We start from the raw sequence: 16,914 nt of genomic DNA on the forward strand, positions 1-16,914 counted from the left end.
ATTATTTTAATTATAAAAATACTTTATATTAAATATTTTAATGTATTATAATTTTAAGGAAAATTGGAGGAACAATGTTAAACATAAAATTTATATTAGAAAATGATAAATTAGTCAAAAAAGCAATGAAAAATAGATCGTTTGATTTAACCATTATTGATAGAGTTATCGAATTAGGAAAACAACGTGGTTCAGCAATGACTGCAGCACAACAAATGTCTGCACAATTAGGGATTTTATCAAAAGAATTTGGAATAAATAAAAATGATAAAACTGCTATAGACAAGCTTAAAAAAGAAATTAAGAAAGTAAAAGATGAGCAAGCAGTTTTACTAAAAAAAGCAGATGAAATTAATAATGAAATTAATAATTTATTAGCTTATATTCCTAATTTACCACTAGAAGATGTTCCAGTTGGTAAAGATGAAATTATGAACCAAGTAATTAGAAATCACGATAAGTTAGGTCGTGGTTTAATCACAGGAATTAAACCACACTATGAGGTAGGTAAAAACCTTGATCTTTTTGACTTGGAAAGAGCTGTTAAAATGTCTGGTTCTCGTTTTGTTTTATATAAAGATAAAGGGGCTAAACTAGTTAGAGCGCTTATGAATTTTATGCTTGATTTACATTCTTCTAAGGGGTATATTGAATGCTTACCACCTGTTATAGTTAAAGATAAAATGCTATATGGAACAGGACAATTGCCAAAATTTAAAGAAGATTTATTCACTCTTGAAGGTGGCGAAATGTATTTAATTCCAACTGCCGAAGTTCCGTTAACAAATATTTACAATGATGAAATCGTTGATTTAACTTCTCCGATTTTATTCACTGCATTTACAGAATGCTTCAGATCCGAAGCCGGAAGTTCAGGTAGAGACACACGTGGTATAATAAGAAATCACCAATTTAAAAAAGTTGAATTGGTAAAAATAACTAGTGAAAAAGACTCAATTAAAGAATTTGAAAAAATGTTAGAAGATGCTAAAGATGTACTCGTAAAACTTGAAATTCCATTTAGAGAAGTTCTTTTGTGTACTGGTGATTTAGGTTTTTCTTCAAGAAAAACAATTGACCTTGAATTATGATTACCAAGCGAAATGAAATTCAGAGAAGTTTCTAGTGTTAGCTACATGGGAGACTTCCAAGCAAGAAGAGGAATGATTAGATATAGAGATGAAAATAATCAAACTCAATATGCGCATACAATGAATGGATCGGGTTTAGCTATCGATAGAATTGTTGCAGCAATTTTAGAAAATTACCAAAATAAAGACGGAAGTATAGCAGTTCCAACAGTACTTGTTCCATATATGAATGGCTTGAAAGTAATTAATTAAATATGAATAATAATGAAAAGTTAGAACAACAAAAAAAACAATTTATCAATCCATTAAATCAAATTGATAACACCAAGAAAATAGGAAATCTTTTCTATAGTAAAGATAATTTTCTTAAAGTTTACAAAAACAAAATTTATATGGAAAAATCAGATGAAGCTTTCGGTTTAAAGCCCGAAACCATCCTTCTTTTTGCTAACTTTTTTTCATTAATGATAAAAGAAAATAAACAAAATTCAAGTGTGTTTATCAACTACGATGATAAAAAAAATTCGAACTTATATGCAAATATTTTTGCAAGAACTTTGTATAAAAACGGGATAAAAATTAACTCGTTTAAGGATTCATCATTAATTCCAAAACCGATAAAATTTATGTTTATCACCAAATCAAACAGTGATTACATTGTTGATTTTTCTTCATTTTTAGATGATGAAAAATCAACAACTATTAGTTTTTTTTATGGTAACGGAAATGTTTTTAGCGAAAAAATTGTTTCTAAAATGGTATATGAAACAATACAAAATTCACAAGATTTATCATTTCAAGTTCCTGTTGAAAAATATGAAGAAAACTTTTTTGACCATCATATTTATAACTATTTAAGTAAAAATAAAATAAACTTTGATGGGTCTAGTTATTTTACAATTACTGATAAAACTAACGAGTTTTTTTATAAAAATTTTCTTAAATCAAAAACGGTTTCTATATCAAAATCATTAATAAACATAAGTTGTAACTCCACATTAAGACCCTTGCAATTAGCAACTCTTAAAGGAAAATTAAAGTCAAAATATATATCTTTTTTGATATCTAATGAAGGCTATTCACTAAGGGTTGCAATAAGCAAAAAAAGAACAAAAATTAAGTATTTAACCGCTGATGAAATTGCAGTACTTTATCTTGATAATATAATCAAAAATATTGATAAAAACGAACTAAAAAACAAATATATTGTTAAAACTATCGCTACCACAAGTTTCATTAATGAGTGAGCAAAAGTTCGTGAAATAAAAATTAAAGAAGTTGATGAATATAACTATGAGCAAGTTATATCTGATAAAAATGCATTATTGTATTTTAACGAAGATTATGTATTTCTAAGTTATGATGACGAGACACAAACAAATAACTCATACAAATTTTTGGAAGAGCTATCTAATATTCTAAATAGATACAAAAAAATAGATGAAATTGTTGATTACATAGATTTTTTAACAGCACCATATAATCATTATTATAATGAAATCATGTCTTTTAATTCAACATATACTGATGCATCGAAATTCTTATCTAGAATTAAGTTGTTAGACAAAATTGAAAACGAAACAATTATAAGAAAAGATATCATAGAAAGTGGTTTTGATAAACCTTTTTGAATAGTTAAAATTTACTTAAGTAATGGAACAAGTATAATACTAAAATATTCAATGGTTTATTCTAAAATAACTTACTATGTTCAAAACAAATGAAAAACAAATGAGTCGAAAATATTAGCAATTACAAATGAGAAAACTGCATTAAGAGCAATTGAAGATATTAAAAATGATACAGTAAAAATAAAGCGAAAATATTTATCTGTTATAAAGTATTTGGTTTTTGTTTTAATTACAATTCTTATCTTTGTTTTTCTATTTACTAGTGTATATCAATTAGAAAAAAAACAACCCGGTGTTGATACAACCAAGGTTTTTTGAAAATTATTTAGTTCTGCTTTTTATGGAAATTATAAAATTAAAATAGGGGTTGTTTCAATATTTTCAATGGTTGTGGTAGACCTTTTTATAACATCGTTATATTGAAAAAGGTCACTTACATTCCAACATCAAAAAGTAACGTGACGTGATGTAATTACAATTTCCTTTATAGGTAAAATTCTCCAAAAAATTACTCCAAAAAGTTTAGGTGCTGACGTTGGAAATTTCTGATATTTGCGAAAAAAAGGTGTTCCGGGAAATGTAATTGTTTCAGTAACTATATCATCGACAATAATTTATCAAATAAAAAGTGTCGTTCAGGGTTTTATAATAATACCGCTTGGTTTATATTTATTTTCAGACATTTTTTATGACTTGCAAGATAAGAATACACAAATATTTATTGCCTTTCTTGTTCTTGGCATTTTTGTTGATACAATGATCGGACTTGTTGTTGTACTCGCAACCCTCGTTAAAAAAGTTCAAAACTTTTTGTTAAAATTAATTATTTTTATAGGTACAAAAATTGTGTTTCTTCCTGTGTTGGATTGAGATAAAAAAAGAGCTAATTATGAAGAAATTCTTTCTATTAATAGAAAAACTCTAAAGATGCTACTTACAAATTGAAAAATATTTTTAGAATTATTTTTCTATAAGTTTATTCAAATTTTTACTAACGGGCTAGGAATATACGGAATTTTGTCTGGTGCTTTCAAAACCAATTTAGCAGGCGGAACATACTTTAATGCTGTTTTTGGATACACATTGGCCGATACTGCAAATGCAATAAGCATCACTCCAGGTGGTTCAGGAACGGCAGAGTATTTCATAAAACAAATTTTCTCTCAAATTACTCAATCAACAACAATTAATATTGATAAGCACGGTAAATTTGAAAGTGTCTACATTTCAACAAAAGACGTTTCAACAATAGTAACTGCAGTAAATTCTGTAGCATCTGTAATCATACCTTCTTTGTTATCAGCATTGTTCTTGTTAACGGTATATATAGGTGAAACCAGAAAAAATAAATACGCTCGAAAAAGACGAAATCTTTGCATTATGGAAAACAACGACATAAAAAATGTTAAATTAAAAACTACATTTTATGTTGCTGCAACAATTGTTTGAGTTGTAGGGATTGCAGTTGTTTCTGGACTTTATATGTGAATATAATTTAAAATAAAATTTAAAATGTTGGGGGCAATCCAACATTTTAAATTTTGCTACTTAACATGGTAAAAGCCATAATGTTTAACGTTGGTTAATCATTTTTTTGGAGTCATATATTTTTGTCCATATCAATTTAACAATAAAGTATTTCTTTCTTTAGAACATTTAAAACTTGTATCTTGAAACTTGACTAACTCAACATTAAACGGATCAACAGGTAAAACATGTTTTTTAAAATATGTTTTTTTAAAGGGTGGTGAAATAATATAATAAACATGTGGTTCATTATTATCTATTTTTAATTGTCTTAAATATGTTTTATATGAAAGTTTTTTGATAAAAAAAATAAATGGGAAGAAAAAGATCTTTATAATAATTAAATAGTATAAACGTTTGGGTATTTGCGTCTTAAAAAAACCACTTATAAATTTACATTTATTTTTTAATGAAAAAGTTTTGTTTACATTTCTAATGTTTGTTTTAATGACTGGAAACAAATCTATAACAACAGGGTCATCATCATTTTCTTTATCATTAGATCACTTGGATCATGGTAAAAAGTTTTTTGAATTATCTGTTCAAAAAACTTTGTCTGGATATTTTTTGAACAAAATTTCAAGACCTTCATGGTCAATTAATACATCTACATCATCATCTCACGGAATAAAACCACCGTGTCTAACAGTTCCTAAAAGCGAACCAAAACCTAAGGAATATTTTATATTTTCTTTGTCTAAAATTGTTGTTAATTCATTTAAAAGTTTCATTAATCTTTTTTGCTTATCATTCATATATTGAATATTATTACACATTTTATAAAAATATTCTTTTTAAAACATTATAATTTAAATCACTATGAACACAGAACTACAAACAAAAAAATCTAAAGAGTTAAATTTATCATTTAGCTTTGCAATATTAGATTATCACAATAGACACTTTACTATTGAATTAGGAACAATGTTAAGAGATATAAACTATTCAGAAAAATACTGTGAATGATTTATGGAAGACTTACTATTTTTCTTAGAAATGAACGGATACCAATTGAGATTTGACGTTTCTAGAATTAAATTTACAGGTATTGAAAACTTAAGATTATCTGCTGAAGACAAACTTGAGTTCGTAGACTTCTTAACAAATAAAGTTACCAACTTCAAAATTACAGTGTAAACTAAAAAACGACAACTTAGTCGTTTTTTGTTTTTGTTTTCTTTGTAATTTTTATTTTATAAATGAACTTTATTAAATATGCAAGTCCAGGCGATAAAAACACACCTAATAAAACCATTGTGAAATTTAAAGTTAATACAACAAATATGTTTGTTCCATTGTAGAAGAAAGGTTGAACAGGATTAAGGAAATTATAAACTGTCATATCGGCAGCTTTATATGGATTTACCTTTGTGGTAGATATATTTGAAAAATTATATGTAACTAAAAATATGATTAACGCAAGCGCAAAATAACTTAAAATAAATAAATTATTTAGTCAAATTGTTTTACGAGATATTTCAAAATCCTTTCGAACTATTCAAAACATTATATATCCTGCCAACGGGTTTGTTACATGAACAATTAAACTTTTTATTGCAGTAAGTGGATTTTTTCAATCAACTCCATTTCAAGAAATTAGTGTTCAATACACTAAAAAAGTTATTGAAATTCAAACAATAGAAGAAAAAACAAATGCTTGAGTCTTTTTATTTTTTCAATAAAAGGGATAAACAATAAACATTATCGCTAATATATAGTTACTTATATTTGTAAAAGTCATTGTTGTTTTTCAAGTTGTTGCTAACGCAGAAGGAATTAGGTTATTTTCACTTAAGAATTCTTTTATTTCTTGAGAATTAATCTTTTCTAACACAATGGTTGCTGAACTATAAAAATTAAGAATCGAAACAATAATATTAATAAACAATAATGATATTCCTACTATTAAAAACATCTTCCTTTTTAATGTTCAATCAACAAAGTAATTTTGTATTGGTTTTATAATTTTATTTTTCATGAGACTATTATAGATTAAACAAATATGCATTATAAAAAAATCAACTTTAAAAATTTGTTGTTTTTTTTATTCATATTTTTAAAATAGCCTTAATAAAAAAATATTTTGATAGAATAAAACTATGAAAATATTTGTATCAGAAAACCTTTCTCCTTATGTAAATTTAAGTATAGAGGAGTTATTAATTAAAAATGATAATGAAAAAKATGACTTGGTTTATATTTACCAACACGAAAATGCAGTTATAATCGGAAGAAATCAAAATGCTCATGAAGAAATAAACAAAAATTTTGTTAAGGAAAATAATATTCAGGTTGCTAGAAGATTGAGTGGTGGAGGAGCTGTATATCACGATTTAGGAAATGTTAATTTTTCGTTTATTTACACAAATAAATCGGATGGTGGATATGAGACTTTTTTAAAACCTATAATTGATTTTTTAAATTCTCTTGGTTTAAACGCCGAATTTCACGGTAGAAACGATTTATTGTGTAACGGTGCAAAAATAAGCGGAAATGCTCAATATATATATAAAGATAGAATAGTCTCTCATGGTACCCTTCTTTTTGACGTAGATTTAACAAAATTATCTAAAGCTTTAAATCCTTCAAAGCTTAAAATAGAATCAAAAGGAATTCAATCAATTAGAGCAAGAGTAACAAATATAGCTAAGGAATTAGATTATAAAATAGATGTAAAGGAATTCATAAATAAACTTGTTAGTTTTTTTGTAAACAACTATGGCGCAGTTAGAAAAGAAATACCAGCAGGAATAATTTCTAATGATTTAAACAAACTTATTGATGAAAGAAAAAGCGAAAAATGAGTATATGACAAAGTAGCTGTTTTTGATGCTGAAAATATCGCAAAATTTCCTGGTGGTATTTTAAAAGTAAAGTACAACGTGGCTAGAGGAAAAATAACAAACATAAAATTTGAAGGTGATTTTTTAAGCAAAAGTGATGTATCAGATGTTGAAAAATCATTAATGAATGTTCGATATAAGGACACCGAAATTAAGAAAGTTTTAGAAAAAATAGACTTAAATAATTATTTTGGATCTATAACAATTGATGAAGTACTTGAGTTAATGTTTGGTAAAAATGAATAAAATAGAATTAGAAAATTTTGAAATTGATTTCAAAATACATATAGCAAATAAAAACAGTAAAGATATTTTTCTTTTCCTTCACGGCTTTGCTGATACATATAAAACATTTAAGCCTTTATTTAAATTATTAGAAATCAACTACAATTGAGCAGCTTTTGATTTTCCTGGATGTGGAAATTCGGGTTCAAAAGACAGCATAGACCTTGAGCTTTATCCAATAATAACCAAAAAGTTTATAGAGCAAAAATTAGGTGGTTTCGATATAACAGTTATTTCTCACTCGTTAGGATCATATAGTGCCTTATATAATAATAAAATTGTTAAAAAGACATTTTTACTTTCACCTTTTAACTACAATTTATTTCTTTCGGAAAAAGAAAAAAATGACTTAAGAAATAGACTTTTACCACAAAACATTATTGATGCTAAAAGATCGTATTTAACTTTGTTTTATAATCCTAGCGACATATTACAAAGAAGTGCATCAATAATTTCCGAAAAAAATATGCTTAAGTCTAAAATTCAATTATTAAAATTTGGTTCAATGGTTTCAAATCAAATTTTAAACATCGATTGATTAGATAAGAATTTAAAGCCTCTATTTCTCGATTGTTTAAACACGACAATAGTTACAGGTGATAACGACTTATATACTCCTTCCGAAGGTCTTAAAAAAGTAAGCGAAGAATCTAAAATCAATATAACTTTTTTACCGCAAACAGGACATGCAATTATCTACGAAAGAAGTAAAGAGTTATTTGAATTAATTACAAAAAAATAAGAACCAAAGGTTCTTTTTTTTAAAAGTTTTCAATTATTTCGTCATGAAGTTTTTTGTTATTTAATTTTAGATAATGGAGAGCAACTTTAATATCGATTAAAGCGCTTAATGCAATTTCATTTAAATTTATTTCTGTGTTAAGCATTGGATTGTGTTTTAAAAATTTTATTTCTTCTTCAAGTTCTTTGTTGGTTATAGTATCAACAAATTTATTATAAAAATATTTTTCAAGAAGCCCTTCAGATATATCAACAGAAACTAGCATATCAATTTCTTTTTGCTTTTCTTCGTCTGTAAGAGATATTTTTTTATCTTTTATAGCTTTTTCAACCATTTCTGTTTTTTCTGTTTTTAAAGCATTAATAAGATGATCGCTTATTAATAATTCTGAACTTAAAATTAATTTTGAAAAATGAAATGATATATCTCTTTTGTAATTAAGTAATTCTAATCTAACAAATTGAGAATTAGCAATTTTAGCAACAAATCTTTTTGCATCATCTAATGTTTTAATTTCTGGAACATTTAAATTAGCAACATTATCTTTGGTGATTGGTTCTATTGATTTAGTAAAAATTTTATTAATTTTAACTTTAGACTTTTTGTCCATTATTAAAATATCACCTTTTTTGATATCACTTTTTTTCGCATAAATTGTTTTGTAAAGCGGATTGTTAGATAATAATTTTGAACCAGAAGAAATTAACTTATCATTTTCATCTAATAAGTCCATTTGAATTGCACTTGTTTTTTCATCAATTTTATCTTGCTCTTTTTCAAAAGAATAATTGAGCATGTACATTTTGGTAAAGTTTTCTATCATTTCTTTGTTATCTTTTTGAAGAAAAGGTATTTTTGTTTCCCTTTCAAAAATTGTAAAATCAACATCATCATAATAGAATATTAATAATTGTGCTTCCAAAGATTCTGCAGTTACTTTTTTATCAATTAACATCGGATCTCTATAAAATTTATTTTCCTTTTTTGCCTTATTTGCAATGAATTCTGTTAATTTATCATTTAAAAACTTGTTGGTAGCAAACTCCAAAATATCTTCTTGAACTATCTTTTCTTTTCTTAATGTTTCCAAATAATCAAGCGCTTTCTTTTGTGTCAAAATTCATTCATCACCCTGAGTTTTAAACTCAATTTTTTCTTGTGTTATTTTCATTTCTCTCCTTAATTCTAATTATTTTACAATAAAAATATAATTTAATTTATAAATAAAATAATCCTAACCAATAATGATTAAGATTACATATTATTATATTTTTGATTTATAAGCAGTTTATCAACTGATCAAAATATTATCATCTTTAACTTATATTGGATTCCGGAACCATAAACCCAACAATTTTCTTTGTTATATTTACTTCATGTTTTTCATTAGGATCTTTAAATTTTAGTTTTGCACTAAATTCAATTTCTCTATCAGAAATTAATTTAATAGATTTATTGGTAATTTCATAATTAGCAATATTGTAGTTACTTAATTTAACATCATTCACTTGTATTGTTTTAGCTTCTTTATTATGTTTAGATTCAACATCAGCAATGATATTTTCAGAAACCGAATTCAATTCAGCAAGTTTTTGAGCGTCTGTTTTATCTTCCTTAAATCCCGAAATAACTACCTTAACTGTTTCTTCAAAATCTCATTTTGTATCTATAAATTTTAGTTTTGCAGAAAACTCTATTTGGCTTGGTGATAGGGTTTTAATGTTTTTTTCATATAAGTTAAATTTAGTGTTATCAAAGTTTATAATCTTTAAATCACGTTCTCTTACATCATTAGATTTTAAACTTGCTTTTGAAGGAACACTAACAATAATTGTTTGTGCAGCAACTTTTAATTCATTACGTTTTATAGCCTCAATATTATCACTGTTCGGAATTTTAAAACCTTTTATTTCTTTTGTAAAATTAAACTTAATATTTGGATTTTCTTTATAAGAAATAAATGCCGAATAATTAAGAGTTATAGGGTTAATTATTGTTATTTTTGCATCATCAATAGAATAGGAAGATTTGTCAATTTGCAACAAAATATCATCAATCTTAACCTTTGTTATTTCAATACTCTCTTTGTTTTGTACATCTGCATTGACTACATTAATATATTCATTTAAAGTTTGTTTAATTAATTTAACAATTTCAGTAATTTCTTTTGAGGTAGTAAAGTTTTTTTCAGGATTAGAAATAATGAAAACAGAAAAATTAATAGTTAAACTATCATCTTTTAAATTAGTTATTGAAAAATCTTTAATCCCAAAAATTGTTTTATCTATTTTAAAATCAAAATCTTTTTCTTTAATTTCACTTGATTTTGTGAACAACGTGTTATTTAAAATTGGTGAAATTGTTGATTGTAATTTTTCTAATTGATCTAATTTTTCTTTTAGAGTATCATTGTTATTTTTTCCACATGAAACTACAATGGTTGTCATAGAAGCAAGACCTAAAACTGAGCCCACTAATAATAATTTATTTTTTTTGTTTTTCATAATACCTCAAATCTTTTTTATTTATGTTTATAAAATCTTATTTTAATGATAACAAATTATTTAAAAATAAGAAAACAAGGTAATAAAACCTTGTTTAAATTTGTTAAGCTAATGTAACAAATCTTGCTAAAAGTCCTAAAACTGCTCCTGCTAATATTGGTGATACAACTGGTATTCATCCATATGCTCAGTTAGCACTTGTTTTGTTTGAACCTTTTAATGGCAACATTTGCATCAACATAAATACCAATCTTGGTCCAGCATCTCTAGCTGGGTTAATTGCATAACCTGTTGTTGAACCTAATGAAAAACCGATTGACATAACAATGATCATTACAATTAAAGGTCCAAAGGTTGTAGTCATATTATTTGCACCAAGTCCTAAACACATAATTGTACCAATTAGAATTACCGTTCCTAAGAATTCCATTCCTAAATTTTGTACTATTGCATTTGGATATGCAGGTCCTGTTGCGTGACATCCTCTAACAACAAGTTGATCTGTTTCTTGAATGTGTTTGTATGTTACTAAGTTTAAAATAACTTGTCCAAACATTGCTCCAGCAAATTGAGCTACTATATAAATAGGCATTGCTTTAATAGCTGTTGCACCACTAATTGTAAAAGCAACTGTTACAGCTGGGTTTAAATGTCCTCCTGTACCAAAAGCATTAGCAACCAATACTCCTAGTAGAACTGCCATACCTCAACCTAGAGCGATCGGAACCCAATTCCCTCCTTTTGAAGCGGCAAACATATTCTTATATGACATCGCAGCACAAACACCATTTCCTAAAATAATTAGAAGTGCTGTACCAAAAAATTCACCTAAGAAGAATTTTAATAATTCAGGCATCTTTATTCTCCTTTGTTTTATATAAAGATTTGAAACTCTCTGAAAAGTTCCATAATAATTTTATAAGATTTAAAAACTTTTTTATATGTTTCCACATTTCATAATAAAAAATGGAGATGTTTCCACATTTTGCACATTTCACCTTTTAATTTAATTTACTTATAAGTATATTTTTTTAACTTTTTAATTAAACTTTTTTATTTAAAAAAACAAAAAGTTATTTTTTTGTTGTTTTTTAGATAAGTTAATAGTTTTAATTTTTTTTATCAAAAAGTGGAAACTACCACATTTTAGGAAAAAATGACTAAATACTTAGTTATTTGATAATCGAAAATATAATTATTATGTACAAACTAATGAAAGGAGTATTTATGAAAAAATACGATGTTGCAATAATTGGTGGTGGAATTATTGGTGCAAGTGTAGCTTATGAATTAAGTAAATATGATGTAAAAACTGTAATTTTAGAAAAAAATCCAGTACTTGGTTCAGAAACTTCTCTTGCTAATACAGGACTTATTCACGGTGGTTTTGATCCAGAACCGCACAAAATCGAGGCTTGAATGAATGTTAAGGGTAATAGGAAATGGGTTAACACATGATTTAAACACTTAACATTTCCAAGAGTAAAGGTTGATTCTTTAATTTGTGCTTTCAATGAAGAAGAAATGAAGCACATACATATGTTATATGATAGAGGTTTAATAAATAAAGTTAAAGCGGAGGACATGCAAATTCTTAACTCTCAAGAAATTCAAAAAAGAGAACCAAATTTATCTAAAGAAATTATTGGTGGGTTGCTTTGTACTTCATCATGGGCTATTGCTCCTGTTGAAGCTACAAAAGCACTTGTTGGTGCTTCACTTAAAAACAATTTAACTTTAATGAAAAATTCTACAGTTACTAAAATAGAAAAAAATAGAGAAGGGTTCTTTGAAATATCAATAGAAGGGCAAGAAAAAATTCTTGCAAGAAAAGTTGTCGATGCAGCAGGACACTATGCTGATGTTATCGCAAATGAAAATAATTTTGACGATTTCAAACAAACAACTAAACGGGGTGAATATAGAGTTTTAACTAAATATATAAATAATTTAGTTAATTCTGTTGTTTTTATGGTTCCTACTATTCATGGTAAGGGTGTAGTTGTAGCCCCAACATTAGATGGTCATTATATTGTTGGTCCTACCGCTGAAGACGGAGTACCTAAAGAAGAAACCAGACTTGTTACTAGAGAAAAATATGATTACATTGGAAAAATAGGTAAAAAGTTAATTCCTAATTTAGATGTTGATAAAACTATGATGACTTTGGCCGGTTCAAGACCTATTGATGTTGAAACTAATGACTTTGTTATTAGAAAAAGTAAGAATGATAAAGATTTTATTCTTGCAGCAGGTATGCAATCACCAGCTCTTTCTTCAGCGCCAATTATTGCTGAAGAAGTTGTGAAATTGCTTGAAATGAACTTAAAGAAAAACGAAAATTGGGATCCAAAATTCGAAGTTATTAGTTAGGAGAAAAATGAAAGATAAAAAATATATTATTACACTTGATTCAGGTACTACTTCTTGTAGAAGTATAGTTTTTGATGATAAAGCAAACATGCTTAGTGTTTCACAAAATGAATTTACTCAATACTACCCAAAAAGTGGTTGAGTAGAACACGATGCATTAGAAATTTGGAATACACAACTATCAACAATGCAATCTGCAAAAAACAAAGCAGAAATTAAATCTAATAACGTTATGGCTCTTGGAATTACAAACCAAAGAGAAACTGTTGTTTTATGAAACAAAGAAACAGGACTTCCTGTTTATAATGCAATAGTTTGACAAGATAGAAGAACAAGCGATTATTGTGAAGAATTAGAAAAAAACAAAGACTTAGTTAATACAATTCGTGAAAAAACCGGTTTAATTATTAACCCATATTTCTCAGGGACTAAAATTAGATGAATATTAAAAAACGTTCCTCTTGCTAAGAAAACTTATGATGAAGGTAACTTACTAGCAGGTACTATTGACACATGATTAATATGAAAATTAACCGGCGGAAAAGTTCACGCAACTGATGTTTCAAATGCATCAAGAACATTGCTATTTAACATTAATACTATGGACTGAGATGATGAACTACTTAAAACTTTTGAAGTTCCTAGAGATATACTTCCTGAAGTAAAATCGTCATCGGATGATTATGGTATTGTTGTTCCTACTTTATGATCAAATAGAGCAACAGGGCAAGTACCAATTACAGGAGTTGCCGGAGACCAACAATCAGCACTTTTTGGACAATTGTGTTTTGAACGGGGAATGGTCAAAAACACCTATGGTACAGGTTGTTTCACACTTATGAATATTGGAACAAAACCGATTTTATCAAAAAATAATTTACTCACAACTGTGGCATGAAGAATAGGAAAAGAAAAACCTGTTTATGCTTTAGAAGGTTCTGTATTTATTGCAGGGGCATCTATTAAATGATTAAGAGATTCGTTAAGAATAGTTTACGATTCAGCAGAATGTGATTTTTATGCAAATCTTGCAGCAAAAGATGAAACACATAATGTTATTGTTGTTCCGTCATTTACGGGATTAGGAGCACCTTATTGAGATTCTTATTCTCGTGGTGCAATATTTGGACTTGAAAGAGGAACAAGAAGAGAACACATTATTAAAGCTACTTTAGAATCAATTGCTTTCCAAAGTAATGATTTGATTGAAGCTATGTCAAAAGATATTAATGCTAAAATACCAGTTCTTAAAGTTGATGGCGGGGCTTCTAATTCAAGTTATTTAATGCAATTCCAGTCGTCGATTTCAGATGTAACGGTTCAACGTCCTAAGAATGTAGAAACTACAGCAATGGGGGCCGCATTCTTAGCGGGGCTACATGTAGGATATTGAAAGAACACAGAAGAACTTGAAAACAAAATTAAAGTTGGTGCTGAGTGATCACCAAAAATGGACAAAGAAAAAATTAAAAAACTTCTTAAAGCTTGAAAAGTTGGTGTTACAAGAACACTTAATTGATTAAAAGATATAGAATAATTTAAAAAACAAATAAGATATTTATACAAAAAAGTTGGATCGAATCCAACTTTTTAAATATTGTTTTAGATGAATCTTTCAATTGTTTCACCAATTGTACCTGTGTTATGATCTCCGATAACTTCGTCTGCAACTTGTTTTGCGTCTTCTGTTGCATTTCCCATTGCAAAACCTTTTTTAGAATGTTGAAGCATTTCGATGTCATTACCGCTATCTCCAAACGCTATTAAATCACCTTTAAAACTGATATTTTGAATTAATTGTTCAAGTGCGTTATATTTTGAAACTCCAAAAGGGCAAACGTCTGTGTAAATGGCATTCGTCAAGAAAACCGCATGCTTATTCCCAAGTTCATCAAGTGCTTGTTTAGTAACTTCTTTTGCAATTTCAATTGGACTTCTTAAAGCTATTTGAAAGATAACCGCATCTTTTTCATTAGCTTTAATTCTTAGTTCTTCTAGAGAACATCTGTTTAAAATGTTCATATCCATTATTAATGTTTCATTCATTCAATCAGGAAAGTCTTTAGTGTCTGTTTTCGGAATTCAAGTTCCGTTGAATTTATCAGTATCAAGAGTAATTATTAAGTTTCTTTCTCTAGCAAGTTTTTCTAAAAAGTCAAAAGATGAAGGCTCAACCTTGCCAAGTGAAATATTGTGTTTGTTTTTCACATCGTATATAAAAGCACCGTTTGAACATATTAGATAATCAAATCCTTCTAGTGTTTTATCGACGATAAGAGGCATAACTTTTTTGATTCCTCTACCTGTTGCTACAACATTGGTGTGTCCTAATTTATTAGCTTTTATAATGATTTTTTTGGTGTGTGGATGTAATTTGTTTTCTTTATTTAATAAAGTTCCGTCTAAGTCAAAAGCAAAAATTTTTTTCATTAATTATTTCTTTTTCTTTTTAATGTTGGGAATAAAAGCACATCTCTTATTGATTCTTTTTCACTAAAAAGCATAACCAATCTATCAATTCCTATTCCACAACCACCAGCGGGTGGCATACCATATTCAAGTGCATCAACAAAATCATAATCTATATCAGTTGCCTCATCATTACCAGCATTTTTTTCTGAAATTTGAGCTTCAAATCTTTCTAGTTGATCAATAGGATCTGATAATTCAGTGTACATGTTTGAGTATTCTTTTGTATTAATAAAAAGTTCGGCTCTTTCTGTAAATCTTGGATCGTCCATCTTTGCTGAAAGTGGAGAAATTTCAATTGGGTGTCCAGTTACGAATGTTGGTTCTATTAATTTGTGTTCGATTAATTCTTCAAATAAATTACTAATAATATGACCTATTTTATGGAATTTTTCAACTTTAATTTTGTTCTTTTTAGCTATATCACAGGCTTTTTCGAAAGAAATTTTTCTAAAATCTTCACCAGTTGCTTCACTTACTGCATCTACCATATCAAGTCTTTTAAAAGGTTTACTCAAATCTATTTCAACACCATTATTAATGTATTTGTATTTACCTAATCTTTTAGCAATTCTTTTAAAAACTTCTTCAGTTCTCTTCATCATACCTTCAAGATTAGAGTAAGCTTCATAAAACTCAATAGTTGTAAATTCAGGATTATGAGTTGTATCGATTCCTTCATTTCTAAAAATTCTTCCCATTTCATAAACTCTGTCAACTCCACCAACCAATAATTTTTTAAGAGGAATCTCTGTTGCTATTCTAAGTACAAATTCTTGATCTAAGGCATTGTGATGAGTTTTAAAAGGTCTTGCAGCAGCTCCTGAAATATAGTCATGTAAAAATGGAGTTTCAACTTCCATGTATTCTAATTCATCAAAGTATTTTCTTATTTCACTAACTACTTTTGTTCTTGTTCAAAAAACTTTTTTACTATCTTCATTAACAATTAAATCAACATATCTTCTACGATATTTTTCTTCAATATCTGTTAAACCATGATATTTATCAGGTAATGGTTTTAGTGATTTTGTTAACAATTCAATTTTTTGAGAACGTATAGCTATCTCGTTTGTATGTGTTTTCATCACTATTCCAGAAACTGAAATAATGTCTCCTAAGTCAAACGAATCAACGAGTTTAGCTAATTTTTCATCTTCCTTTTTATTGAAGTAAACCTGTATTTTTCCATGATAATCTTTTATTAAAATGAATGGACCTCTCATAGAAATTATTCTTCCCGAAATTGAAACTACTGCTTTTTTTTCTTCTAATTCTTCTCTTGTTAAACCAGAAAATTTATTTTGGATTTCATCACTATAATCAAATTTTACAAGTTTTTTCATAAGTTTAAAAGGAGTTATATTTTGTTCTTTATAGAAGTTTAATTTATTTCTCCTGATTGTTTCTTGTTCTGTATATTTAATATTGCTCATTTTTGTCCTTATT

At 27.3% G+C, this 16,914-nt stretch carries 14 protein-coding genes; 7 read left to right on the forward strand and 7 right to left on the reverse strand.

Annotation, left to right across the window (positions count from 1 at the left end):
• The first annotated feature begins 74 nt into the window (after positions 1 to 74).
• Positions 75 to 1,343 carry a serine--tRNA ligase gene (serS, locus tag MCRO_RS03860; protein WP_013054430.1) on the forward strand — a complete coding sequence of 423 codons (1,269 nt, stop codon included), beginning with the start codon at positions 75 to 77 and terminating at the stop codon, positions 1,341 to 1,343.
• A 2-nt stretch (positions 1,344 to 1,345) separates the two neighbouring features.
• The gene (locus tag MCRO_RS03865) at positions 1,346 to 4,216 is read left to right on the forward strand and encodes a lysylphosphatidylglycerol synthase transmembrane domain-containing protein (protein WP_013054356.1); all 2,871 of its coding nucleotides are present in this window, start codon (positions 1,346 to 1,348) and stop codon (positions 4,214 to 4,216) included.
• Between the two features lie 50 nt (positions 4,217 to 4,266).
• Here the strand turns inward: MCRO_RS03865 and mf1 are convergent, their stop codons facing one another.
• A complete protein-coding gene (mf1, locus tag MCRO_RS04010) occupies positions 4,267 to 5,004 on the reverse strand; it encodes a diacylglycerol cholinephosphotransferase Mf1 (protein ID WP_013054448.1) in 738 nt (245 codons plus the stop codon).
• A gap of 64 nt (positions 5,005 to 5,068) precedes the next feature.
• On the opposite strand from mf1, the gene MCRO_RS03875 reads away from it, so the two are divergent.
• Positions 5,069 to 5,386, forward strand: coding sequence for a hypothetical protein (locus tag MCRO_RS03875; RefSeq protein WP_013054213.1), 318 nt, complete (start codon positions 5,069 to 5,071; stop codon positions 5,384 to 5,386).
• Positions 5,387 to 5,402: 16 nt separating this feature from the next.
• Here MCRO_RS03875 and MCRO_RS03880 read toward each other — a convergent pair whose 3' ends face one another.
• Entirely contained in the window at positions 5,403 to 6,227 is an 825-nt protein-coding gene (locus tag MCRO_RS03880; protein ID WP_148207934.1) for an MAGa3780 family membrane protein, read from the reverse strand.
• Between the two features lie 121 nt (positions 6,228 to 6,348).
• On the opposite strand from MCRO_RS03880, the gene lplA reads away from it, so the two are divergent.
• Complete coding sequence (lplA, locus tag MCRO_RS03885) at positions 6,349 to 7,338, forward strand: lipoate--protein ligase (RefSeq protein WP_013054510.1); 990 nt, start codon at positions 6,349 to 6,351, stop codon at positions 7,336 to 7,338.
• The gene (locus MCRO_RS03890) at positions 7,331 to 8,119 is read left to right on the forward strand and encodes an alpha/beta hydrolase (protein WP_013054803.1); all 789 of its coding nucleotides are present in this window, start codon (positions 7,331 to 7,333) and stop codon (positions 8,117 to 8,119) included. Before lplA ends, MCRO_RS03890 begins: the two co-directional genes overlap by 8 nt.
• A gap of 19 nt (positions 8,120 to 8,138) precedes the next feature.
• On the opposite strand, the gene MCRO_RS03895 is transcribed toward MCRO_RS03890, so the two are convergent.
• The 3 genes from MCRO_RS03895 to MCRO_RS03905 form a co-directional block, all read right to left on the reverse strand.
• Positions 8,139 to 9,290 carry a trigger factor-related chaperone gene (locus MCRO_RS03895; protein WP_013054308.1) on the reverse strand — a complete coding sequence of 384 codons (1,152 nt, stop codon included), beginning with the start codon at positions 9,288 to 9,290 and terminating at the stop codon, positions 8,139 to 8,141.
• Positions 9,291 to 9,435: 145 nt separating this feature from the next.
• On the reverse strand, positions 9,436 to 10,623 hold the full coding sequence (locus tag MCRO_RS03900) for a hypothetical protein (protein ID WP_013054626.1): 1,188 nt from the start codon (positions 10,621 to 10,623) through the stop codon (positions 9,436 to 9,438).
• 103 nt (positions 10,624 to 10,726) lie between these two features.
• Positions 10,727 to 11,479 carry an MIP/aquaporin family protein gene (locus MCRO_RS03905; RefSeq protein ID WP_013054441.1) on the reverse strand — a complete coding sequence of 251 codons (753 nt, stop codon included), beginning with the start codon at positions 11,477 to 11,479 and terminating at the stop codon, positions 10,727 to 10,729.
• A gap of 371 nt (positions 11,480 to 11,850) precedes the next feature.
• On the opposite strand from MCRO_RS03905, the gene glpO reads away from it, so the two are divergent.
• Positions 11,851 to 12,996: a type 2 glycerol-3-phosphate oxidase gene (gene glpO / locus MCRO_RS03910; protein WP_013054559.1), complete on the forward strand. Its 1,146-nt coding sequence runs from the start codon at positions 11,851 to 11,853 to the stop codon at positions 12,994 to 12,996.
• A gap of 7 nt (positions 12,997 to 13,003) precedes the next feature.
• Positions 13,004 to 14,533, forward strand: coding sequence for a glycerol kinase GlpK (glpK, locus tag MCRO_RS03915; RefSeq protein ID WP_013054761.1), 1,530 nt, complete (start codon positions 13,004 to 13,006; stop codon positions 14,531 to 14,533).
• A gap of 65 nt (positions 14,534 to 14,598) precedes the next feature.
• Here the strand turns inward: glpK and MCRO_RS03920 are convergent, their stop codons facing one another.
• Both MCRO_RS03920 and lysS read right to left on the reverse strand, forming a co-directional pair.
• On the reverse strand, positions 14,599 to 15,426 hold the full coding sequence (locus tag MCRO_RS03920) for a Cof-type HAD-IIB family hydrolase (RefSeq protein ID WP_013054422.1): 828 nt from the start codon (positions 15,424 to 15,426) through the stop codon (positions 14,599 to 14,601).
• The gene (gene lysS / locus MCRO_RS03925; protein ID WP_013054160.1) at positions 15,426 to 16,901 is read right to left on the reverse strand and encodes a lysine--tRNA ligase; all 1,476 of its coding nucleotides are present in this window, start codon (positions 16,899 to 16,901) and stop codon (positions 15,426 to 15,428) included. The genes MCRO_RS03920 and lysS overlap by 1 nt, the downstream gene beginning before the upstream one ends.
• Positions 16,902 to 16,914 lie beyond the last annotated feature (13 nt).

Origin of the sequence: Mycoplasma crocodyli MP145, assembly GCF_000025845.1 — a bacterium.
GTDB lineage: Bacteria > Bacillota_I > Bacilli_A > Mycoplasmatales > Metamycoplasmataceae > Mycoplasmopsis > Mycoplasmopsis crocodyli.